15 protein-coding genes are annotated in these 23,049 nt (G+C 43.0%); 3 read left to right on the top strand and 12 right to left on the bottom strand.

The window, feature by feature from the left end; genetic code table 11:
* Nucleotides 1-96: 96 nt before the first annotated feature.
* The 4 genes from HII16_RS12265 to HII16_RS12250 all read right to left on the bottom strand — a co-directional run bounded on the left by HII16_RS12265 (nucleotide 97) and on the right by HII16_RS12250 (nucleotide 8,087).
* Nucleotides 97-3,258, bottom strand: a complete 3,162-nt coding sequence (locus HII16_RS12265; RefSeq protein WP_169130515.1) for a multidrug efflux RND transporter permease subunit — start codon at nucleotides 3,256-3,258, stop codon at nucleotides 97-99.
* An 11-nt stretch (nucleotides 3,259-3,269) separates the two neighbouring features.
* Nucleotides 3,270-4,370, bottom strand: a complete 1,101-nt coding sequence (locus HII16_RS12260; RefSeq protein WP_169130513.1) for an efflux RND transporter periplasmic adaptor subunit — start codon at nucleotides 4,368-4,370, stop codon at nucleotides 3,270-3,272.
* Nucleotides 4,371-4,661: 291 nt separating this feature from the next.
* Complete coding sequence (locus HII16_RS12255; protein ID WP_169130511.1) at nucleotides 4,662-6,713, bottom strand: NADPH-dependent 2,4-dienoyl-CoA reductase; 2,052 nt, start codon at nucleotides 6,711-6,713, stop codon at nucleotides 4,662-4,664.
* A gap of 96 nt (nucleotides 6,714-6,809) precedes the next feature.
* Nucleotides 6,810-8,087, bottom strand: coding sequence for a YjiH family protein (locus HII16_RS12250; RefSeq protein WP_248289619.1), 1,278 nt, complete (start codon nucleotides 8,085-8,087; stop codon nucleotides 6,810-6,812).
* A gap of 218 nt (nucleotides 8,088-8,305) precedes the next feature.
* Between HII16_RS12250 and trmA the strand changes: the two genes are divergently transcribed.
* Complete coding sequence (gene trmA, locus HII16_RS12245; protein ID WP_169130507.1) at nucleotides 8,306-9,400, top strand: tRNA (uridine(54)-C5)-methyltransferase TrmA; 1,095 nt, start codon at nucleotides 8,306-8,308, stop codon at nucleotides 9,398-9,400.
* A gap of 68 nt (nucleotides 9,401-9,468) precedes the next feature.
* On the opposite strand, the gene fabR is transcribed toward trmA, so the two are convergent.
* Nucleotides 9,469-10,107, bottom strand: coding sequence for an HTH-type transcriptional repressor FabR (gene fabR, locus HII16_RS12240; RefSeq protein ID WP_135438221.1), 639 nt, complete (start codon nucleotides 10,105-10,107; stop codon nucleotides 9,469-9,471).
* A gap of 134 nt (nucleotides 10,108-10,241) precedes the next feature.
* Here fabR and HII16_RS12235 point away from each other — a divergent pair, with 134 nt between their 5' ends.
* Nucleotides 10,242-11,360, top strand: coding sequence for a fatty acid desaturase (locus HII16_RS12235; RefSeq protein ID WP_169130505.1), 1,119 nt, complete (start codon nucleotides 10,242-10,244; stop codon nucleotides 11,358-11,360).
* Entirely contained in the window at nucleotides 11,353-11,883 is a 531-nt protein-coding gene (locus tag HII16_RS12230; protein ID WP_169130503.1) for a phosphoglycerate mutase family protein, read from the top strand. Before HII16_RS12235 ends, HII16_RS12230 begins: the two co-directional genes overlap by 8 nt.
* Before the next feature lie 7 nt (nucleotides 11,884-11,890).
* On the opposite strand, the gene HII16_RS12225 is transcribed toward HII16_RS12230, so the two are convergent.
* From HII16_RS12225 to rpoC, 7 genes are all read right to left on the bottom strand, one after another.
* Nucleotides 11,891-12,319 carry a hypothetical protein gene (locus tag HII16_RS12225; protein ID WP_169130501.1) on the bottom strand — a complete coding sequence of 143 codons (429 nt, stop codon included), beginning with the start codon at nucleotides 12,317-12,319 and terminating at the stop codon, nucleotides 11,891-11,893.
* 153 nt (nucleotides 12,320-12,472) lie between these two features.
* The gene (locus HII16_RS12220) at nucleotides 12,473-13,288 is read right to left on the bottom strand and encodes a mechanosensitive ion channel domain-containing protein (RefSeq protein ID WP_135438225.1); all 816 of its coding nucleotides are present in this window, start codon (nucleotides 13,286-13,288) and stop codon (nucleotides 12,473-12,475) included.
* A 746-nt stretch (nucleotides 13,289-14,034) separates the two neighbouring features.
* Nucleotides 14,035-15,219, bottom strand: coding sequence for an elongation factor Tu (tuf, locus tag HII16_RS12215; RefSeq protein ID WP_169128582.1), 1,185 nt, complete (start codon nucleotides 15,217-15,219; stop codon nucleotides 14,035-14,037).
* Between the two features lie 82 nt (nucleotides 15,220-15,301).
* Complete coding sequence (gene fusA / locus HII16_RS12210; protein WP_169130499.1) at nucleotides 15,302-17,407, bottom strand: elongation factor G; 2,106 nt, start codon at nucleotides 17,405-17,407, stop codon at nucleotides 15,302-15,304.
* 161 nt (nucleotides 17,408-17,568) lie between these two features.
* A complete protein-coding gene (gene rpsG, locus HII16_RS12205; RefSeq protein WP_135438247.1) occupies nucleotides 17,569-18,042 on the bottom strand; it encodes a 30S ribosomal protein S7 in 474 nt (157 codons plus the stop codon).
* A gap of 84 nt (nucleotides 18,043-18,126) precedes the next feature.
* Nucleotides 18,127-18,501: a 30S ribosomal protein S12 gene (gene rpsL, locus HII16_RS12200; RefSeq protein WP_135438248.1), complete on the bottom strand. Its 375-nt coding sequence runs from the start codon at nucleotides 18,499-18,501 to the stop codon at nucleotides 18,127-18,129.
* Between the two features lie 236 nt (nucleotides 18,502-18,737).
* Nucleotides 18,738-22,973, bottom strand: coding sequence for a DNA-directed RNA polymerase subunit beta' (gene rpoC / locus HII16_RS12195; RefSeq protein ID WP_169130497.1), 4,236 nt, complete (start codon nucleotides 22,971-22,973; stop codon nucleotides 18,738-18,740).
* Nucleotides 22,974-23,049 lie beyond the last annotated feature (76 nt).

Genomic DNA, 23,049 nt, shown 5'->3' with positions numbered 1-23,049 from the left:
GACGCTATTGGCACAGTTAATCACCAACAGTGAATAAATCGGCGATATAAAAAAAGCGAGTCTAGTGACTCGCTTTTTTATTGCCAATCATTTGATTTAGACGTTAGTTTCGCCCTTCGCCAAACGTTCAGCATCCGCTTTTTCAGCTTGCTCAGTAGTCGCACCAAAGCGCTCTCGCAGACGCTGGAACATCAAATAGAACACAGGTACGAAGATACAACCGATGATGGTCGCTGATAACATACCGCCAAATACGGTTTGTCCCATAACGTTACGAGACGCAGAACCGGCACCTGACGCAATCATCAGAGGAATAACACCTAAGATAAAGGCAAATGCTGTCATCAATACCGCACGCATACGCAGCTTAGCGGCTTCAATCGCTGAGTTTAAGATGGTGAAACCGCGCTCCTCACGCAGTACTTTGGCAAATTCAACAATCAATATTGCGTTACGTGCCGCCATACCAATCATCAATACCAAACCGATTTGGGTATAGATATTAAGAGTACCACCCATCATATCCACTAAGAATAACGCGCCAAACAACGCCGTCGGTACACACAGCATGATAGCAAATGGGGTTAACCATGATTCATATTGCGCCACCAAGAACAAATAGGTAAACAATACCGCTAAGCCAAACAGAAAGATAATACCACCACCGGTTTTGATTTCTTGATAGGTTTGCCCAGTCCAGTCAATTTTATAACCGTCAGGTAAGGTATCCGCGACTTCCTGTACCGCTTTAATAGCATCACCCGACGAATAACCAGGGGCCGCAGCCGCCATAAGTTGTGTTGAGTTATACAAGTTATAACGAGCTGATACATCAGCACCAATCGCCGGTTTGAAATCAGCAAAACTTGCAAACCTAATTAACTCACCACGCTTATTGGTCACATATAGTGTATTTAAGTCGGTTTCATCATCACGGAATTCACCATCGGACATGATATTCACTTGATAGTTTTTACCAAATTTGGTGAAGTCATTTACGTACTTCTTACCAAACATGGTCGATAACGTTGAGTTAATCGCCGTTGGCTCAATGCCTAACTTCATTGCCCGTTGGTAATCGATATCTAAATACAGCTGTGGCACATTGGCGGTATAAGTTGAGAACGCGTAAGCGATTTCTGGACGCGCCATTAATTCCATCGAAAATTTCTGTAGAACCGGTGCCAAAGATTCGGTTGACCGACCCAATGTATCTTGCAATACAATCGATAAACCAGAGGCATTACCCATCCCCGGAATCGCTGGTGTGGTTAACGCCAAACCTTTAATTTCTCGGTTGTTAGCAAGTACGCCTCGCGTCTGCATCAATATTGATTGAATGGACAGTTCTGGCTCTTTACGCTCTGACCAATCATCTAGTGAGACAATAAGCATTGCTGAGTTAGTCGCCAAAGCACCTTTTAACATAGAGAAACCTGATGCCGATACAACGCGAGCAACACCTGGAATATCTTCTATTTGGCGTGTCATTTCGTTCACTTGTTCAATGGTACGCTCCAGTGTTGATGCTTCCGGTAGGGAAACATCGACAATAAAGTTACCTTTATCTTCCTCTGGAATAAATCCTGTTGGCATGGTCTTACCTAGGTAACCGATATACGCGATGAGCACCGAAAACACCGTCATTGTTAACCAAAGACGTCGACCTAAGAAGTTCACCAGTGAGCCGTATTGATTGCGCAGACCATCAACAAACTTGTTAAACCAACCTAATGGACCTTTGGTTGCCAGTGGTTTCACTTCCATCAATATGGCACAGAGTGCCGGCGTCAATGTTAACGCGACGACAGTAGAAAGTACCGTAGAGGCAACAATCGCCACACCAAATTGAGCGTATAAAATACCCACCATGCCCGGTGCCAGAGATACCGGTACAAATACCGCCATCAATACCAGTGCCGAAGCAATTAACGGCGCCGTAACTTCTTTCATCGCTTTGGATGTCGCCTCTTTCGACGGCAAATGCTCTTCATGCATTAAGCGTTCAACGTTTTCAATAACCACGATCGCCGCATCGACGACAATACCAATGGCGAGTATCAAACCGAACATAGAGATGGTATTGATATCAATACCCATGGCTTGGAATACTAAAAATGTTGCCACTAAAGAAACCGGTATAGCGATCAAAGGAATGATGGTCGCGCGCCAGTTTTGTAAAAATAAGTAGGTAATAACAGCCACTAAAAATAGGGCTTCGAATAGGGTTTTATATACCTCATCCATTGATGCAGTAATAAACGTGGTCGAGTCAAATGCAATGTCATATTCAACATCGTCAGGGAAAGATTCTGACATTTCCGCCATTTTCACTTTGACTTCATTTGCAACCTGTATCGCGTTTGCGCCAGGGCCTTGATAGGCTATTAATAGTGGAGATGGTTTATCACTCCACGAGGCTTGCGCATAATATGCCTTGCTTCCCATTTCAATACGGGCAATATCTTTTAAACGAATATCGCTACCATCATCCATCACACGGACAACAATTTCTTCAAACTCTTCAACGTTTTGTAGACGACCTTTGGTTTTTATCGTGTATTGGAAGGTCGTGCCTTCAGGGTTCGGAGATTCACCAATTTTACCGGCCGAAATGGTTGCATTTTGTGCCGCTACCGCGTTGCTCACCTCGGTATGATCGATACCAAAGCCAGCCATTTTTTCATTATCAATCCATACTCGCATTGAGTAATCTTTTTGACCAAGAAGCTTCAATTCACCTACACCTTGCACTCGCAATAGCTGGTCCATGATATTCAAGGTCATGTAGTTTGATAAGAATACGTCGTCGTAGGTATCGTTTGGCGAGTATAGACTCACAGATACCAGCATAGACGGTGACGACTTTTGCACTGTAACACCAAGCTGACTGACGATACCTGGCAACTTCGGCATAGCCTTATTAACTCGGTTTTGGACTAAGCTTTGTGCACGATCTGGGTCAGTACCTATGTCAAACGTAACACGACCGATATAAGTACCGTCATTGGCTGACTTGGTATCCATATAAATCATGTCTTCAACACCATTGATTTCTTGCTCTAATACAGAGGCAACGGTATCGCGAATGGTGTTGTGATCAGCGCCTGGGAAATTGGCGGTAATCAAAATAGTCGGTGGTGAAACCGACGGATACAAAGACACTGGCATTTTCGCTAAGGTCAAAAAACCTGCCAAGGTCATCACGATGGACAACACCATCGCGAATTTAGGTCGATTAATAAAGAACTCAATCATGATCAAGCTCCTTATTCTTCTACTGGGCTAACAGCTTGACCAACTTTGGCTTTTAAAATACCGGATACGATAACCTTTTCGCCATCCTGTAAGCCATCTTTAACGACCCAATTCATGCCGTAACGATTGCCCATATCAACCACGCGTTTTTCAACGACATTATCTTGACCGACAACATAAACGAAACGCCCTAACTGATCTTCCATAACCGCTTTTTGCGGTACATAATGCACCGTCGATTGCTTACCTGCCGTTGCAACGATAGTGACGTTTTGACCACCTAAGATCAGACCGTCAGGATTTGGGAAAACAACACGATAAGTCACAGTGCCGTCTTTTACTTCACGACCTTTAAAGTTAATCACACCGGTATGTTCGTACATAGTGCCGTCAGCTAGTTCAAGCTCTAAGGTATCAGGAACGCGTTGTTTATCTCTCAGCAATTCAGAAACATGTTCGAAATGCTCTTTTTCACCAATTTGGCTATAGACTTCAATTTCGCCGATACCGACGATATCCACTACGGGACCTTGTGCAGGACCAACTAAGTCGCCAACACTGTAGGTCATGATGCCTGTATTACCGGCAATCGGCGCTAGTACTTTAGCTTTTTTGAGTGCAAGTTCTGCAGAAACTAATGACGCATTTGCACTAGCCAAAGCGGCCGCGGCAACTTCACGATTGACCTTAACTTGTTCAGCATCAATCTTACTCATGGCATTAGAGTCTTGTAATGACTTAGACATGTCATACTTAACTTGCGCTAACGCTAGATTGGCCTCAGCTTGCTTCAGTAGTGCTTTTTGACGAAGTACTTCGGCTTCAAAAGGTGAAGCATCAATTTCAAACAGTAATTGGTCACGCTCGACATGCTGACCTTCTTTCACGTGCACTTTTGTAATCACACCAGACACTTCAGCAACCACACTTACTTTTTCCAAAGTCGCTGTTTTACCGGCGTAACGCTCGGTAAAGGTTAAATTTTCTGGTTTGATCACTTGCACACCAACTTCTGGGGCGGGTGCAGCTTGAGTAGCGGCTTGTTGTTGCTCACCGCAACCAGCCATTACAAATGCTATCAATGTTGAAAAACCTAATACTTTTAAACGCATCACTTTCTCCTGCGAACTCTACGTCATTTTTTTAACTCGAGTAATATAACAATCACAAGGCAAGTAAAATGTTCAAATCGGTTATGCGATGTAACCCTAGGATTGTTTTAATCCTTATAACCAAAATAAATTAAAAATACGGAATTCAATATAAGAAATAAAATAACGTCTTAGAATTATAGATAGAGAAAGACTTTACGTTTGAGATTATGCAGAATAAAAGAAATGATTTTTTAGTTTAAAATGCAAGGAGTTAGGCAACTCCTTGCATTGAAAAACGGCGTCTGGGGACTAGATTTTTGCGGCTAATTCAGCACCTTGACGGATGGCTCGTTTTGCATCAAGTTCAGCGGCAACGTCGGCACCACCAATTAAATGCGCGTTTTGATTTAGATCAACTAATTGTTCAAAAAGCGAACGATCAGAATCTTGGCCTGCGCAGATGACAACATTATTGCAATTAATGAATATTTCCTCTCCATTAACAATTATATACAAACCATTATCAGTAATTTTACGATATTCGACCCCTGGCATCATCTTAACACCTTGATTTTTAAGAGTGCTTCGATGAATCCAACCGGTTGTCTTGCCAAGCCCTGCGCCTACCTTTGTAATTTTTCGTTGCATTAGATAGATTTCGCGCTCGGCTTTGGTGTGTTCATGGTTTGGCATCAAGGCTCCGCCTTGTTGATAATCTTTATCTATGCCCCACTCTTTTAACCACTGTTCAGGTTGAGTTGTCAGTGACTCTTCTTCTGCTAGGAATTCAGCCACATCAAAGCCAATACCGCCGGCACCGATAATCGCCACTTTCTGCCCTACTTTGGCGTTATTTTTAAGCACATCAACATAATTAAGGACGATGTCGTTTTCAATGCCTTCAATTGGCGGCATTCTTGGTTTAATACCAGTAGCGACAACAATGTCGTCATATCCTTGATCCGTTAATGACTCAGCGGTTTGTGCCGAGTTTAGGTGTAAGTTCACACCGGTCAATTCAATTTGCTTGTTGAAATAGCGTATTGTTTCGTAGAATTCTTCTTTTCCAGGTATCTTTTTAGCCATATTAAACTGGCCGCCAATATCGTCTCCAGCTTCAAACAGGTCAATTTTATGACCTCGTTGAGCGGCATAAACACTAAACGCCAAACCTGCCATACCCGCACCAACGACAGCAATATGTTTTTTATTGCTGGCCTCGGCAAAGGTTAACTCGGTTTCATAACAGGCTTGCGGGTTAACTAAACAGCTGGCACGTTGTTGTTTAAACACGTGATCCAAACACGCTTGGTTACAACCAATACAGGTATTAATTTCATCAGCTTTATTGGCTGCCGCTTTGTTAACAAATTCGGCGTCTGCCAAAAATGGTCTTGCCATCGATACCATGTCAGACTGGCCTGATGATAAGATTTCTTCAGCAACTTCCGGGGTATTAATACGGTTGGTCGAGACTAATGGAATGTTAACTTCACCCATCATGCGCTCAGTAACCCAAGCAAATGCGGCTCGCGGCACACTGGTTGCGATTGTTGGTACTCGCGCCTCATGCCAGCCAATGCCGGTATTGATGATCGTCGCACCAGCGGCCTCAACCGCTTTTGCCATGGTAATGACTTCTTCCCACGTATTACCACCCTCAACTAAATCAAGCATCGACAGACGGAAGATGATGATAAACTTTTCACCAACACGTTGACGAATCGCTTTGATAATTTCAATGGCTAAGCGCATACGGTTTTCGATGCTACCGCCCCACTTATCGGCGCGTTGGTTGGTGCGAAGACAGCTAAATTGATTAATCAGATAACCTTCTGAACCCATCACTTCAACGCCATCATAACCGGCTTTATGGGCAAGATGTGATGACTTAGCAAAGTCGTTTATGGTTTTCCATATTTGGCGTTCAGACAACGCCTTTGGCTTAAACGGGTTAATTGGTGCTTTGATATTGCTAGCAGATACAGAAAAAGGATGAAACCCATAACGACCGGTATGCAATAACTGCAAACAAATTTTACTCGGATATTTGTGCACAGCTTCGGTAACTTGACGGTGTTTTTTAACATGCCACCATTTACTTAACTCACCACCAAATGGCGCTACGCGGCCGCGAAAGTTAGGACTGATACCGCCGGTGACTATTAGACCAACACCGCCTTTGGCACGTTCTTCGTAAAATGCCGCGAGCTTAGCGAAGCCATTTCGTTCTTCTTCAAGCCCCGTATGCATCGAGCCCATCAATACTCGATTAGATAATTGTGTAAATCCAAGATCAAGCGGACTTAATAAAGTTGGATACGGATTGTCGGTTGAGTTGTTTTGGCTTATTGTCGTCATAATGTCACCTGAGGTCATACCACTTATTGACAGCTATTAATCCAGATAATTACTGAAATGTAAACATCTGTTTGAATTTTTCTGATGAGGTATTGGTTAATAGACTATGTTTGCTACCAAGACGATGACCGGCAAAGTAACAATGGTGCGCAACAAGAAAACAAAAAACAGGTCGATAATATTGACCGGTATTTTTGTACCAAGCAACATAGCACCAACTTCTGAAAGGTAGATCAATTGGGTAATCGACAAGGCGGCAACAACAAATCGGGTCATTTCATTTTCAACCGATGCAATTAAAATCGCCGGCAAAAACATATCGGCAAAACCAATCACCACACTTTTTGATGCGGCTACGGCTTCAGGTACACCTAGCAGCTCTAAATAAGGCACAAAAGGCATACCAAGCCAATCAAAAATAGGCGTATATTCAGCACATACTAAAGCAATCGTACCAACCCCCATAACCACCGGGATCACCACAAAAATCATTTCAGTGGCATTCTTTAATCCATCGGTAAGCACATCAGATAGCCTGGTAACTTGTGCTGAACGGTTCATGGCCAGTTTTAAGCCATGACTAAACACATTTTCATTGTCAGGTATTTTGCCAGCATCAGGATCGGGCAAAGTGCCATCGATAAAGGTGTTTTTCTTTAAGCTTAGTGGTGGTAAGCGTGGCACTATAATCGCAGCGACAAACCCTGCCAAACATACCGCGCTGTAAAATGGCACAAACATATGAATCAAGCCAACTTCGGCGATGACAATCAAACTAAAAGTAATGGATACCGCTGAGAAGGTTGTGCCGACAACAGCAGCTTCGCGTTGGGTATAAACTTTTTGTTCATATTGCTTACTGGTTAGCAACACGCCAACGGTGCCGTCGCCAAGCCAGGACGTAGTACAATCGATCGCAGCTCTGCCAGGCAATTTAAATAACGGCCGCATGATTTTACTGAACAAGGTGCCGATTAATTCCAACAAACCAAAGTTAAGTAATAGCGGCAAAAACATACCGGCAAAAATAAACACCGAGAATAAAATTGGCATTAAATCGTGGAGCAATAAGCCTCCGGTGTTTTTATCCCATATTTGCGCAGGACCGATCTTAAAATAGACCATAACGGCGAACGCAGCACCAAGGCAGCGAACAATCAGCCACACAGGGCTAATCACAAAAAGACTGCCAAGAAACGATTTTGCATTGACTCTTTGTGCTGAAAAAACCGAGAAAACAATACTAAGAAAAGCGCTAATTATGGTGACTAAACAGACCAACTCTATCACAGCGGAGGCGATAACACCTTGAAACCATTTCGCAAGTACCGCAACCGGAATACTGGTTTGCTCGTTGTACTCAATGGGAAACATAAATAACAAAACCCCAAGCAAAGAAGGCAGTATAAAAACCAGTAAATTACGGCTATTAATAGGATTTTGCATGGGTGCGCTATATATCGAATAGTGTTTAAAAAATATGGCACAAAATCGAAAATTCGCACGTTTTCTATTTGTTTCTTAAAATTACTGTCAAAAGCCAGTACAAGTCGCTACAATCCGCGGCAAATTTGAAAAGACGTTGATAATTTATGCTAAGTCATATTCATCCGGACAATTACCAATCACAACTTGCTGAAAAAACCTCGGCAATGCAAACGCTGTTTAATGGCTTTTCAGTACCTGACGCTGAAGTATTCCAATCAGAACCATTGCATTACCGTTTGCGCGCAGAGTTTCGCGTTTGGCATCAGGGTGAAGATCTGTATTACATCATGTTTAATCAACAAACTCGTGAAAAATTCCGCGTTGATCAATTTCCTGTCGCGTCAAAACTGATAAATGCGGCTATGCAAGAGTTGATGGACTATGTACGCGATAAGCCGTCATTACGCCATCGATTATTTCAAGTTGATTTTCTTTCGACCTTAAGCGGTGAATTGTTGGTCAGTCTTTTGTATCACCGTCAATTGGACGATGAGTGGCTTGAAAACAGCAAGCTGTTAAAACAACAGTTAAGCAAGTTAGGGCCTGTAAACATTATAGGTCGCGCTCGAAAGCAAAAAATCCTCGTTGATAAGGACTACGTTACAGAAGTTCTCACCGTAAAAGGTAAGCAACTACATTATCAGCAAGTTGAAAACAGCTTTACTCAACCAAACGGTAAAGTAAATGAAAAAATGTTGGAATGGGCCATCGATGCCAGCGATACCCCAGAGGCAGATTTAGTTGAACTGTATTGTGGTAATGGCAATTTTTCTGTGGCTTTAGCACCCTACTATAAAAAAGTTCTCGCCACCGAAATATCAAAAAGCTCGGTTAATTCGGCACAACTCAACATCGCCGCCAACTACATCGAAAACTTAGATATTATTCGTATGTCTGCTGAAGAGTTCAGTGAAGCGATGAACGGTGAACGTCAATTCAGACGCCTTGAAGGCTTTGACTTAACACAGTACAACTATGACACTGTGCTCGTCGACCCACCAAGAGCCGGCATGGACAAAGACTCATGTGAACTGGCAGCGAGATTTAACAAAATCATCTACATCTCATGTAACCCGGAAACATTACATGATAATTTGCAGATATTGACGAAAACGCACAGCATTGAAAAGTTTGCGCTATTTGATCAGTTTCCATATACCCACCACATAGAGTGCGGCATGGTGTTGGTAAGAAAATAAACGTATCAAATGTTGATTGCAATTGATGATTTGAATTGAAAAACGGGGCTCATTGAGCCCCGTTTTGTTTATGATTCTGTTGAGACCTGCTCTCTTAGATCTTTACGCTGGGCTAAGTCCATCGCCCCGCGAGCAATAAACCGCAGCTGCTTTATCATTCGCTCAGCCAACTCTTCACGCTCTTCATCGTCGGCATCAAGTGCTTCAGCACCGGTACTAAAGACGATGGTTACCGCAGCATTAGCTTGTAAGTAACTTGTTTCAGCATCCAATTTATTGGCTTTTTGCAGGTAGTCGCATAATTCCATGGTGAAATAGCGTATTTCACGATTCACCGCCGCGCGAAACTCAGGTGATGTGCCAGAGCGCTCTCGCAGCAATAAACGGAACTCATTACCATTTGATTCGATAAACTCCATAAAGGTCTTTACCGATATCTGTATCACTGAACCACCCTTTTCAATGCGTTGACGAGCCTGACGCATTAATTGGCGCAAGGTCAAACCCGCTTCATCAACCAAGGTCAGCCCCAATTCATCCATATCGGTGAAGTGACGATAAAAAGAAGTCGCAGCCAAGCCGGCTTCTTTGGCAACTTCTCGTAAACTTAAACTGGAAAAACTGCGCTCAGCACTTAACTGATTCAGGGCCGCTTCAATGAGCAAGCGTCGAGTCTTTTCCTTTTGTTGTGCTCTGATCCCAGACATAAAATTCTTATAAATAACCGATAACGCGACTATGTTAGCATAAAAATTTGTAATTATACTTGACCAAATTCAGCCACCATTTAAAATAGCGTACACTTGTACACTGAAATCTTAAAAGACAATAAAGTATCGTAATGAATAAGCCTCGTTTGCTTTGGCTCAATATAGCCATTTTCCTCATCACATTTTTAATTGCCGCTATTTGGGTGCCTTATCGTGCTTTCACCCACGGCTTTGACATGTTCGAAATTATTTCCGCGCTGTTATGTTTTATCTATTGCGGAATGTCGATAACTGCTGGTTACCACCGCCTATGGTCGCATCGAACTTATAAGGCTCACGCTGTTGTGCGCTTTTTTTATGCCATAGGTGGCGCTTTTGCGTTACAAAACAGTATATTGCATTGGAGTTCAGATCATCGTGTACATCACAAACACGTCGACAATAACGACGTTGACCCATACTCAGCCAAGCGCGGTTTTTGGTTTTCACACATTGGTTGGATGATCAGAGATTACAAGCCAACAACATACGATAATTACGATAACGCTCGTGATCTACAAAAAGAAAAAATCGTTATCTGGCAACACAAATATTATGTTCCGCTAGCCATAGCGACGAACTTCGGTATTCCGATTGCACTTGGTTTAATCAATGGCGATGTTGTCTCTGCGCTGTTATTGGCTGGCGTATTACGTTTGGTATTAAGCCACCACACCACATTTTTCATTAATTCGTTAGCGCATATTTGGGGCAAGCAAACCTATACCGATAAGAATACTGCCCGAGACAACGGGGTGCTGGCCTTTTTTACCTTTGGTGAGGGATACCATAATTTTCATCATATCTTTGAAAATGATTACCGCAACGGTATTCGCTGGTTCCAATTTGATCCAACTAAATGGCTAATCAAATCGTTAAATATGGTTGGTCTAGCCGACAAGCTGCGTAAGACGCCAGCAGATAAAATTGCCAAAGCCAAAATTGCAATGCAGTTGAAGTTGAGTAAGCAAAAGGTGCTACAACAATCAAATGCCGAAGAATTAGTACAAAAACTGCAAACCGAGTATGACTTACTGGTTGAGCAAATCGCTTTGTATTACGAAGCAAAAATGAAACTGCTTAATCACAAGCGCGACCAATTAACACAAGATGTAGAAAAGTCAGCGTTGATGCGCAGTTATCAAGATATGAAATTAGAATTGATTGCTCGCAAACGACAATGGAACTTGTTGCGAGCTCAATATGCTTAGTCGCGCTGCGTTTATCGCACTGCTCACGTTTGTTATTGGTATAAGCGTCGCTTATGCCAATAACTTGGCTCAGCAAGAGCAGAGTGATGAGTTTCACATCTATCTGGTGCGTCACGCTGAAAAAACCGCAGACAAAGATGACCCTAACCTAACAGAATGCGGCCAAAAGCGAGCTCAACATATTGCCCAATTGCTAAATGAGCTAGCTATTCGTAACATCTTTTCGACCCCTTATAATCGCACTCAGCAAACTGCCGCGCCTTTAGCTGCAGAGCTAGAACTTGATGTCACTGTCTATTCACCATTAGAACTTGAGCTGTTTGCCGACAAGCTATTAACGATTAAAGGCAATACCTTAGTCGTTGGTCATAGCAACACCACACCGGTATTGGCAGGTCTTTTGGTCGATGAAGATCTACAGCCATTTGCGGAAACGATTTACGATCGCTTATATAAAGTAGACGTAAAAAAAGGAAAAGCCTCATTACAAATACTGCAACAAGGCTTTTCCTGTGATCAGTAGCAAATAATTAATACAGACTTTTATCGACCGGTTTAGTGCCAGGTTCTAATAGTTCTGCTTTATACACCTTAAACGGTTCACCCCATTGCTGCGTGGTCATCACATCTTTCATGACATGACCGTAAATTTTAACTTTCGCACCATCTTGCTGCATCGATTTGTCTAAACCGAAGGGTAGAAAACGTTCGCCATTATCACCATGAAAGCCGTAAAACCCACCTTCAAAACTGTAATACGTTAATGTGCCAGTAAACCAAGTAGCGTTAATGTCGCCCTTACTCAATTCATCCACGGGTGGTGTTTGGTTTGGCATAACAACGTCCTGTTTAGGTTTTCTTAATGGTGCTTTCTTGGTTGCCTGCTGCTCAACACTTGCTTGAACTTGTGCGGTTTCTTGCTCGGAGCCGGCACAAGCAACAAGTGTTGTTACACTCAAGCCCGTTACTAGCGCGCTAAAAAGCGCCTTATTTAATATCGTCATAAGCCATCACTGTTTTATTGTTTATTATCTCTGATCATCAGAGCCTTATTAACGCTAATAGTTCCTGAATTTGCCCCACTTGTAAAGCCAAGTAGGGCCAGATTTAGGTTATTCTGACTTATGCACATGCACATCCATTTGCGGATATGGAATATTAAGACCTTCTTGATTGAACACTTTGTAAATTTGCTCATTCATTGCGAAATACACATCCCAATAATCCGCAGCATCTACCCATGCCCGAACCGCAAAGTTAACTGAACTGTCGGCTAACTCTGAAACGGCAATAAATACCTCTGGATCTTTTAAAATGCGCTCGTCGGCATCACATAATTTGCGCATAACTTGTTTTGCCTGATCGACATCATCACCGTAACCGATACCAAACGTCCAATCGACACGGCGTGTTTCTTCAGTTGAGTAATTGATCATCGACCCTGTCGCCAACGGACCATTTGGAATAATAATGGTTTTATTATCTGGTGTTTTCATGATGGTATTAAAAATTTGAATTTCAGATACTTTACCTATATAGCCTTGCGCATCAATGACATCGCCTATTTCGTATGGCTTAAATATTAAGATCATCACCCCACCTGCAAAATTTTGCAAAGTACCCGATAACGCCATACCAATGGCTAAACCAGCGGCACCTAATATCGCGATAAACGAGGTCATTTCAATACCAAGCATGCTCAATACGGTAATAACCAGCAGTACTTTTAACAAGGCTTGACACAAGCCTCTAATAAACGGCTTCAGCGATTGATCAACATCGCCCTTCTCTAGCGCTTTGTTGAGCGCCAACATGATGCCCTTTATCACCCAAGAACCGACAATCCATACCAATATGGCACCAACCAGTTTTGGACCATAAAGTATGATCATCTCAATTATATCGGCGGTAATTTTATCGTAATCCATTGTTTTCCCCTATCTTTTGCTTACTATAAAAATAGCTGATTTTTTCAATTAGGGGAATGACTTCGGACATTATTGAAAAATTTTACGGCTAATGTAATGAACAGGCTCGATAGAACAGATTTGGGTAATAGTTAAATTTATCTATGGCTATGAGCAGACACTGCAATTTATCGCCGCTAACAAACCACATGGCGACAAACAGAACACTTCATCCATGAAGTCGTTCTAATACTTGCAATAATTAACAAAGGCAAGTAACACTCTGTCTGCGGTTATTTGCATCGTTTTGTCATCTCTTTCGTGGATAGTAAACACAACAAGCCAATCAAGATCTCAATCATAATGATATATTGACCAGCGCCTACAACATGCGGGGAAGACGGTGCCTATTAACAAGGGTTACAAGAGACCGCAACTCGCTCACACCAGACATTAACCTTTTCAATTAGTTAACATCAAATATGTATTAAACGCGTAAAAACAAAAAGAGCGCCTATGCGCTCTTTTGGGGCTGTATTGTAAGGCTCTATCGTCGGGCCAGAGGCCCTCGTCCTCACTCGCTAAAAATAGTCCAAGCAGACTGTTCTCTTAACGCGCTCGGTCATCACGGAATACCGTGAAGTTGCCCATATCTTAAAACAAAAAAGAGCGCCTAAGCGCTCTTTTTTAAGGTTTGGTTTGTAACCAAATCAATCAATGACCACCACGGATGGTGGAAACACAATTAATGCAGGAGCAATTAATTGTTAGTCGATGATTTTAGATACAACACCAGCACCTACTGTACGGCCACCTTCACGGATAGCGAAGCGTAAACCTTCGTCCATCGCGATTGGGTTGATAAGCTCAACAACAAACTTCAAGTTGTCGCCTGGCATTACCATTTCTACACCTTCTGGAAGCTCTACTGCACCAGTGATGTCTGTCGTACGGAAGTAAAACTGTGGACGGTAACCTTTAAAGAATGGCGTGTGACGACCACCTTCATCTTTGGTTAGTACGTATACTTCTGATTCGAACTTAGTGTGAGGAGTGATTGAACCTGGCTTAGCAAGTACTTGACCACGTTGAACTTCATCACGCTTAGTACCACGTAGAAGAACACCACAGTTCTCACCAGCACGACCTTCGTCTAGAAGCTTACGGAACATCTCTACACCAGTACAAGTTGTCGTCGTCGTTTCTTTAATACCAACGATTTCTACGTCTTCACCAACTTTGATGATACCGCGCTCAACACGACCAGTAACAACTGTACCACGACCTTGGATTGAGAATACATCTTCGATTGGAAGAATGAAGTCACCGTCAATCGCACGCTCTGGCTCTGGAATGTAAGTATCTAGTGCTTCTGCAAGTTCTAGTATTTTCGCTTCCCAATTAGCTTCGCCGTTCAATGCACCTAGTGCTGAACCTTGGATAACTGGTAGGTCATCACCTGGGAAGTCATATTCTGAAAGAAGTTCACGAACTTCCATCTCTACTAGCTCAAGTAGCTCTTCGTCATCAACCATGTCACATTTGTTCATGAATACGATGATGAAAGGTACACCAACCTGACGTGAAAGAAGGATGTGCTCACGTGTTTGTGGCATTGGACCATCTGTCGCTGCAACTACTAGAATCGCGCCGTCCATTTGTGCCGCACCTGTGATCATGTTTTTAACGTAATCGGCGTGACCAGGACAGTCTACGTGTGCGTAGTGACGAGTCTCTGTATCGTACTCAATGTGAGAAGTGTTGATTGTGATACCACGCTCACGCTCTTCTGGAGCGTTATCGATTTGAGCGAAATCACGTACTTCACCACCGTGAGTTTTAGTTAAAACTGCAGAGATTGCAGCTGTTAGAGTTGTCTTGCCGTGGTCAACGTGGCCGATAGTACCAACGTTAACGTGCGGCTTCGAACGTTCAAATTTTTCTTTAGCCATCTTAAATGTACCTTAAAGTTAAAGTTGCCTGTTATTACAGACGAGTAATTGAATTTGTTATTTTTAAATTTCAGGGGCAGTATTAATACTGACCACCTTCAATAATTGCATCAGTTACATTTTTTGGTGCTTCAGCATACTGCTTAAACTCCATCGAATATGATGCGCGGCCCTGCGTTGCACTGCGAAGGTCGGTTGCATAACCAAACATTTCACCAAGTGGTACAACGGCATTAACCAATTTCATGCCGGCAGGACCTTCATCCATACCTTCAATCATGCCACGGCGACGGTTGAGGTCACCAACAACATCACCCATGTTTAATTCAGGGGTGGTTACTTCAACCTTCATCACAGGTTCAAGCAAAACTGGACTTGCATCCAAAGCGCCTTGCTTAAAGCCCATAGATGCGGCGATTTTGAATGCCATTTCATTCGAGTCAACATCATGGAATGAACCATCAAATAATGTAACTTTAATGTCTAGCATTGGGAAACCGGCGAGAACACCGTTATCCATCTGTTCGCTACAGCCTTTTTCTACGGCTGCCCAATATTCGCGTGGTACTGCACCACCAACGATTTCTGATTCAAACTGGAAGCCTGCGCCTTCTTCAAGCGGCTCCATTTTAAGCCATACATGACCAAATTGACCACGACCGCCAGATTGACGCACAAACTTACCTTCAACTTCTACAGCTTTGCGGATAGTTTCACGATAAGAAACTTGTGGCTTACCAACGTTTGCATCAACTTTAAATTCACGCTTCATACGATCAACGATGATATCTAGGTGCAATTCACCCATACCAGAAATGATCGTTTGTCCTGTCTCTTCGTCGGTCTCGACTCTAAAAGACGGGTCTTCAGCCGCAAGCTTACCAAGCGCCATACCCATTCTTTCCTGATCAACCTTGGTTCTCGGCTCAACAGCAACAGAGATAACTGGCTCTGGGAATTCCATACGCTCTAGGGTGATAACGTTTTGCTGATTACACAACGTGTCACCTGTGGTCACATCTTTCATGCCGATTAGGGCTGCAATGTCACCTGCGCGAACTTCTTTAATTTCTTCTCGGTTATTTGAATGCATTTGCACAATACGGCCAATGCGTTCTTTTTTACCTTTAACCGGGTTGTAGACCATATCACCAGTGCTTAACACACCAGAATAGACACGAACGAAAGTTAGTGTACCCACAAATGGGTCAGTCGCGATTTTAAACGCTAACGCGGCAAATGGCGCGCTATCGTCTGCTTCACGAGTGTCTTCGCTCTCATTTTTATCGTCTTTAATACCTTTAATCGCTTCAACTTCTGTTGGCGACGGCAAGTATTCAACAACAGCATCCAACACAGCTTGAACACCTTTGTTCTTAAATGCACTACCGCATGTAGTTAGTACAATCTCGTTTTTCAGAGTAAGGGTACGTAATGCAGTTTTAATTTCTTGCTCAGACAGTTCACCTTCTTCAAGGTATTTGTCCATCAGCTCTTCACTGGCTTCTGCGGCGGCTTCAACTAAGTTTTCATGCCATTCTTGTGCGAGGTCAACCATATCCACTGGGATATCTTCGTATTCGAAGGTGGTGCCTTGGTCCGCTTCGTTCCAGTTGATCGCTTTCATTTTAACTAGGTCTACAACACCAGTGAATTCTTCTTCAGCGCCGATAGCTAGCTGAATTGGTACCGCGTTGGCACCTAAACGATCTTTACATTGCTTGACAACATTTAAGTAGTCAGCGCCCATACGGTCCATCTTATTGACGAAAACCATACGCGGGACTTTATATTTTTCCATTTGACGCCAAACCGTTTCGGTTTGCGGTTGAACGCCAGATGAACCACAAAGCACAAGCACCGCGCCGTCTAATACGCGCAATGAACGTTCTACTTCAATGGTGAAATCTACGTGGCCTGGAGTATCAATAATATTAATACGGTGGTCATCAAACTGACCCTGCATGCCTTTCCAGAAACAGGTTGTCGCAGCCGAGGTAATGGTAATACCACGCTCTTGTTCTTGTTCCATCCAGTCCATCGTCGCAGCGCCGTCATGAACTTCACCAATTTTATGAGATAAACCGGTGTAGAACAAAACACGTTCTGTTGTAGTCGTCTTACCTGCATCTACGTGTGCAGCTATACCAATGTTACGGTAACGATCTATAGGGGTCTTACGAGCCACTACTGGATTCCTCTAAATTACGGATGTTCCTGAAACTAACTTTCAAAAGTATCAGCGATTTACTTTTGAAAATAAGCTTAGTTATTTTAATTATTAGCTAATGTGTTTTCTTGTTTTAAGTAAGAAAAGCGCAGCGGCAAATGCCGCTGCGCTTGTCATTATTACCAACGGTAATGAGCGAATGCTTTGTTAGCTTCAGCCATTCTGTGAACGTCTTCACGTTTCTTCACAGCTGAACCTTTGTTTTCAGAAGCATCTAACATTTCGTTAGCTAGGCGTTGAGCCATTGATTTTTCACCACGTTTACGAGCAGCGTCAACTAACCAGCGCATGGCTAGAGCATTACGACGTACTGGACGTACTTCTACTGGAACTTGGTAAGTTGAACCACCAACACGACGAGATTTAACCTCTACGTGTGGACGGATGTTCTCAAGAGCAACTTCAAAAGATTCTAAGTGATCTTTCTCAGGGTTCTTTTCCGATAGAATGTCTAGTGCACCGTATACAATTTTTTCTGCTACAGATTTTTTGCCATCAACCATAAGGATGTTGATGAATTTTGCTAAAAGTTCGTTTTTAAACTTCGGATCAGGTAATATTTTACGCTGACCTACAACACGTCTTCTTGGCATTTTAAATTCTCCGATTTAGCTTCAGGGTTATCCCAAAACAATTAAATATTAAATGTTAGTTTGGCCTTACTTGACGGAGAACCGTTAAGATTTAGGGCGCTTAGCACCGTACTTAGAACGGCCTTGTCTACGATCGTTAACACCAGAACAATCTAGTGCGCCACGAACGGTGTGATAGCGAACACCTGGTAAGTCTTTAACACGACCACCACGGATTAGAATAACGCTATGCTCTTGCAAGTTGTGACCTTCACCACCGATGTAAGATGTAACTTCGAAGCCGTTAGTTAGACGAACACGAGCTACTTTACGTAGTGCTGAGTTAGGTTTTTTAGGTGTAGTTGTGTACACACGAGTACATACACCGCGACGTTGAGGACAAGCTTGCAACGCTGGAACGTTACTTTTTTGTACCTGCTTAACACGTGGCTTACGTACTAATTGGTTAATAGTTGCCATTATAGCTCCTGATTAGTTAAAACTGATGTGATTAAGGGGTATTTGGACCGCCTTTATTCACACCCTCATAAACGTGAAAAATCCCTACCATAACAGTAGGTCGCGGAATTTTATTAGTGATGGGGGTAACTGTCAAGCAAAGAGTCAAAGATCATTGATCTTTTTTGATCGATAAGTGTACAAAAAAGGGGATCATTGCGATCCCCTTTTAAAGTGCTTTAAACGTTGGCTAACAATTAGTCATTGTCAGATGGCTTGTTACTTTCTTGTGAAAGTTCACCAAAACTGCTTAGCATTTCTGCGTTCAGTGCGTCGGTTAATGCCTGCTCTGCATCTTCAGCAGAAACAGTTGATTCTTCTTCACCTTCAACAGCTTGCACTGCACGGTTCTTGTGATACGCATAACCAGTACCAGCAGGAATCAAACGACCAACGATAACGTTTTCTTTCAGACCACGTAAGTCATCTTTCTTACCAGCAACAGCTGCTTCAGTAAGAACACGAGTAGTTTCCTGGAACGATGCCGCTGAGATAAATGACTCAGTTGCTAGCGATGCCTTGGTAATACCCATTAGCATGATGTTGAATTCAGCTGGCTTCTTGCCTGCTGCTTCCAGTTCACGGTTAGCAATGTTAACGCGAGCAACTTCAACTTGCTCACCTGCTAAGAATTCACTGTCACCACCATCAAGGATTTCACACTTACGGATCATCTGACGTACGATAACTTCGATGTGCTTATCATTAATCTTAACACCTTGCAGACGGTAAACGTCTTGCACTTCGTTAACGATATAGTTAGCAACATCAGAGATACCACGTAGACGCAAGATATCGTGTGGAGACTCTGGACCATCGGCGATAACTTCACCCTGTAGTACAGATTCACCCTCAAACACGTTAAGTTGACGCCACTTAGGAATCATCTCTTCGTATACTTCACCACTTGGTTGAGTGATTTGTAGACGACGCTTACCTTTGGTTTCTTTACCGAAACCAATGATACCTGTCTTCTCAGCAAGAATCGCAGGCTCTTTCGGCTTACGTGCTTCAAACAAGTCAGCAACACGTGGTAGACCACCGGTAATATCACGAGTTTTCGAAGACTCTTGAGGGATACGTGCTAGCGCATCACCGATACCTACTTCAGCACCATCTTCAAGGTTTACGATAGCGTTACCTGGTAAGAAGTATTGTGCTGGAATTTCAGTACCAGCGATCATTACGTCTTTACCTTTGGCATCAACTAGCTTAACCATTGGACGCATTTCTTTACCTGCTGAGCTACGTTGTGCAGGGTCAGTGATAACGATAGATGATAAACCTGTTAGTTCATCAGTTTGACGCGTCACAGTTACCTGGTCGATAAGGTCAACAAATTTGATCTTACCAGCAACCTCAGTGATGATTGGATGCGTATGCGGATCCCAGTTTGCAATAGTCTCGCCACCGTTGATAGCTTCGCCATCTTTCTTGCCAAGAATTGCACCGTAAGGAACTTTATAACGCTCTTTCTCACGACCTAGCTCATCAATAACAGTAAGTTCTGATGAACGTGAAGTAATAACTAGCTTGTCTTCTGAGTTTGTTACGAACTTAGCGTTTTGTAACTTCAAAGTACCAGTGTTTTTAACTTGAACTGAGTTTTCAGCTGAAGCTCGTGATGCCGCACCACCGATATGGAACGTACGCATCGTTAACTGTGTACCCGGCTCACCGATTGATTGTGCTGCCACAACACCAATTGCTTCACCTTCGTTGATCATATGACCACGTGCTAAATCACGACCGTAACAATGCTTACAAATACCAAAGTCAGTTTCACAAGTAATGATTGAACGAACCCATACTTGATCAACAGAATGTTCTTCTAATGTGTCACAATCTGCTTCATCTAATAATGAGTTACGTGCGAACAATACATCTTCAGTACCTGGAATCAACACGTCTTGAGCAACAACACGACCTAGAACACGTTCGCGTAATGGTTCAACAACATCACCACCTTCGATAAGTGGTGTCATCAATAGACCATCTTCAGTGCCACAATCAGCTTCAGTTACAACCAAATCTTGTGCAACGTCAACTAGACGACGAGTTAAGTAACCCGAGTTAGCTGTTTTCAATGCCGTATCGGCCAAACCTTTACGAGCACCGTGAGTCGAGATGAAGTACTGAAGTACGTTCAGACCTTCACGGAAGTTCGCCGTGATTGGTGTTTCGATGATTGAACCATCTGGTTTTGCCATTAGACCACGCATACCCGCCAACTGACGAATCTGAGCGGCACTACCACGAGCACCAGAGTCGGCCATCATAAAGATTGAGTTGAAAGAGTCTTGCTCTTCCATTTCGCCGTCACGGTTTAAGATTTGCTCTTTCGATAAGTTGTCCATCATCGCTTTCGAAACTTTTTCGTTAGCAGATGACCAGATATCGATTACTTTGTTGTATTTCTCACCAGCTGTTACAAGACCAGATTCGAACTGTTGTTGAATCTCTTTAACTTCTTCTTCAGCTGCATCGATGATGGTGTATTTCTCATCAGGAATAACCATATCGTCAATACCAACAGACGCACCAGCGATCATCGCGTAGTGGAAACCTGTGTACATAATGTGGTCGGCAAAGATAACAGTATCTTTAAGACCTAAGTTACGGTACGCATGGTTAATTAGGTTAGAGATTTGCTTCTTACCTAAAGTTTTGTTGATGATTTCAAATGGAAGACCTTTCGGACATACCATCCAAAGTAATGAACGACCAACTGTTGTATCGATAAGTGAAGTAACTTCTTCACCATCAATCAACTGAGTGATACGCACTTTAACACGAGAGTGTAATTCGGCCATTTCAGTGCGGTAGGCTTTTTCAGCTTCTTCAGGAGAGCCGAATACCATGCCTTCACCTTTACCGTTAACACAGTCACGCGTTAGGTAATATAAACCTAAAACAACATCCTGAGATGGTACGATGATTGGGTCACCGTTCGCAGGAGATAGTACGTTGTTGGTAGACATCATTAGCGCACGTGCTTCTAACTGAGCTTCAATCGTTAGAGGTACGTGTACAGCCATTTGGTCACCATCGAAGTCAGCGTTATACGCCGCACAAACTAATGGGTGAAGCTGAATCGCTTTACCTTCGATAAGTACTGGTTCAAATGCTTGGATACCAAGTCTGTGAAGTGTTGGTGCACGGTTAAGCATAACCGGGTGTTCACGGATTACTTCATCAAGTACATCCCAAACTTCACCAACTTCACGTTCTACTAGCTTCTTAGCCGCTTTAATCGTAGTCGCTAAACCACGTGCTTCTAGCTTGCCGTATATAAATGGTTTGAATAGCTCAAGAGCCATCTTCTTCGGAAGACCACACTGGTGCAAACGAAGCGTTGGACCAACGGTAATTACAGAACGACCTGAATAGTCAACACGCTTACCTAGAAGGTTTTGACGGAAACGACCTTGCTTACCTTTGATCATGTCAGCAAGAGATTTCAGAGGACGCTTGTTAGAACCCGTGATTGCACGACCACGACGACCGTTATCTAGAAGTGCATCAACAGACTCTTGTAGCATACGTTTTTCGTTACGTACGATAATATCTGGTGCAACTAGGTCTAGAAGACGCTTCAAACGGTTGTTACGGTTGATTACACGACGGTAAAGGTCATTCAAATCAGACGTTGCAAAACGGCCACCATCTAGTGGTACTAGAGGACGCAAATCTGGTGGAAGAATCGGTAGAACCGACATAATCATCCACTCTGGCTTGTTACCAGATTGAGCGAAGGCTTCCATAAGCTTAAGACGCTTAGTGATCTTCTTACGCTTAGTTTCACTACCAATTTCTGGAAGCTCTTCACGCATTTGCTCGATTTCAGCGTTAAGGTCAATTTCTTTAAGAAGCGCAAGGATTGCTTCTGCACCCATCTTCGCTTCAAATTCATCACCGTGCTCTTCTAGTGCATCTAGGTACTCTTCTTCAGTCAAAATTTGACCAACTTCAAGAGTCGTCATACCGGCTTCAGTTACCACGTATGATTCAAAATACAATACACGCTCAATATCACGTAAGGTCATGTCTAAAAGTAGACCGATACGAGATGGAAGAGATTTAAGGAACCAAATGTGAGCTACTGGGCTAGCTAGTTCAATGTGACCCATACGATCACGACGAACTTTAGTTAAGGTAACTTCTACGCCACACTTCTCACAAATAACACCACGGTGCTTCAAGCGTTTGTACTTACCACACAAACACTCATAATCTTTTACAGGGCCGAAAATTCGCGCACAGAAAAGACCGTCACGTTCAGGTTTGAACGTACGGTAGTTGATGGTTTCAGGCTTCTTCACTTCACCGAATGACCATGAACGAATCATGTCAGGTGAAGCTAGGCCGATGCGAATACCATCGAATTCTTCAGTTTGATTTTGTTGCTTAAGAAACTTAAGTAAATCTTTCACACTCTGTCTCCTGTCGGAGTTAACATCTGGGAGGGCTTGCGCCCTCCCGTTACATTCTTTTGCTTAGAACCTAAGC

This window comes from Thalassotalea sp. Y01 (genome assembly GCF_012932945.1).
Classification (GTDB): domain Bacteria; phylum Pseudomonadota; class Gammaproteobacteria; order Enterobacterales; family Alteromonadaceae; genus Thalassotalea_A.
Note: the sequence above shows the minus strand (reverse complement) of the source record. Positions and strands in the feature narration are given on the sequence as shown.

Coding starts and splice junctions, on each gene's coding strand:
- HII16_RS12230 (WP_169130503.1), top strand. CDS start 11,353: ATGCTTAGTCGCGCTGCGTTTATCGCACTGCTCACGTTTGTTATTGGT.
- tuf (WP_169128582.1), bottom strand. CDS start 15,219: ATGGCTAAAGAAAAATTTGAACGTTCGAAGCCGCACGTTAACGTTGGT.
- trmA (WP_169130507.1), top strand. CDS start 8,306: ATGCTAAGTCATATTCATCCGGACAATTACCAATCACAACTTGCTGAA.
- HII16_RS12260 (WP_169130513.1), bottom strand. CDS start 4,370: ATGCGTTTAAAAGTATTAGGTTTTTCAACATTGATAGCATTTGTAATG.
- HII16_RS12265 (WP_169130515.1), bottom strand. CDS start 3,258: ATGATTGAGTTCTTTATTAATCGACCTAAATTCGCGATGGTGTTGTCC.
- HII16_RS12255 (WP_169130511.1), bottom strand. CDS start 6,713: ATGACGACAATAAGCCAAAACAACTCAACCGACAATCCGTATCCAACT.
- HII16_RS12250 (WP_248289619.1), bottom strand. CDS start 8,087: ATGTTTCCCATTGAGTACAACGAGCAAACCAGTATTCCGGTTGCGGTA.
- rpsG (WP_135438247.1), bottom strand. CDS start 18,042: ATGCCAAGAAGACGTGTTGTAGGTCAGCGTAAAATATTACCTGATCCG.
- HII16_RS12220 (WP_135438225.1), bottom strand. CDS start 13,288: ATGGATTACGATAAAATTACCGCCGATATAATTGAGATGATCATACTT.
- HII16_RS12235 (WP_169130505.1), top strand. CDS start 10,242: ATGAATAAGCCTCGTTTGCTTTGGCTCAATATAGCCATTTTCCTCATC.
- rpsL (WP_135438248.1), bottom strand. CDS start 18,501: ATGGCAACTATTAACCAATTAGTACGTAAGCCACGTGTTAAGCAGGTA.
- fabR (WP_135438221.1), bottom strand. CDS start 10,107: ATGTCTGGGATCAGAGCACAACAAAAGGAAAAGACTCGACGCTTGCTC.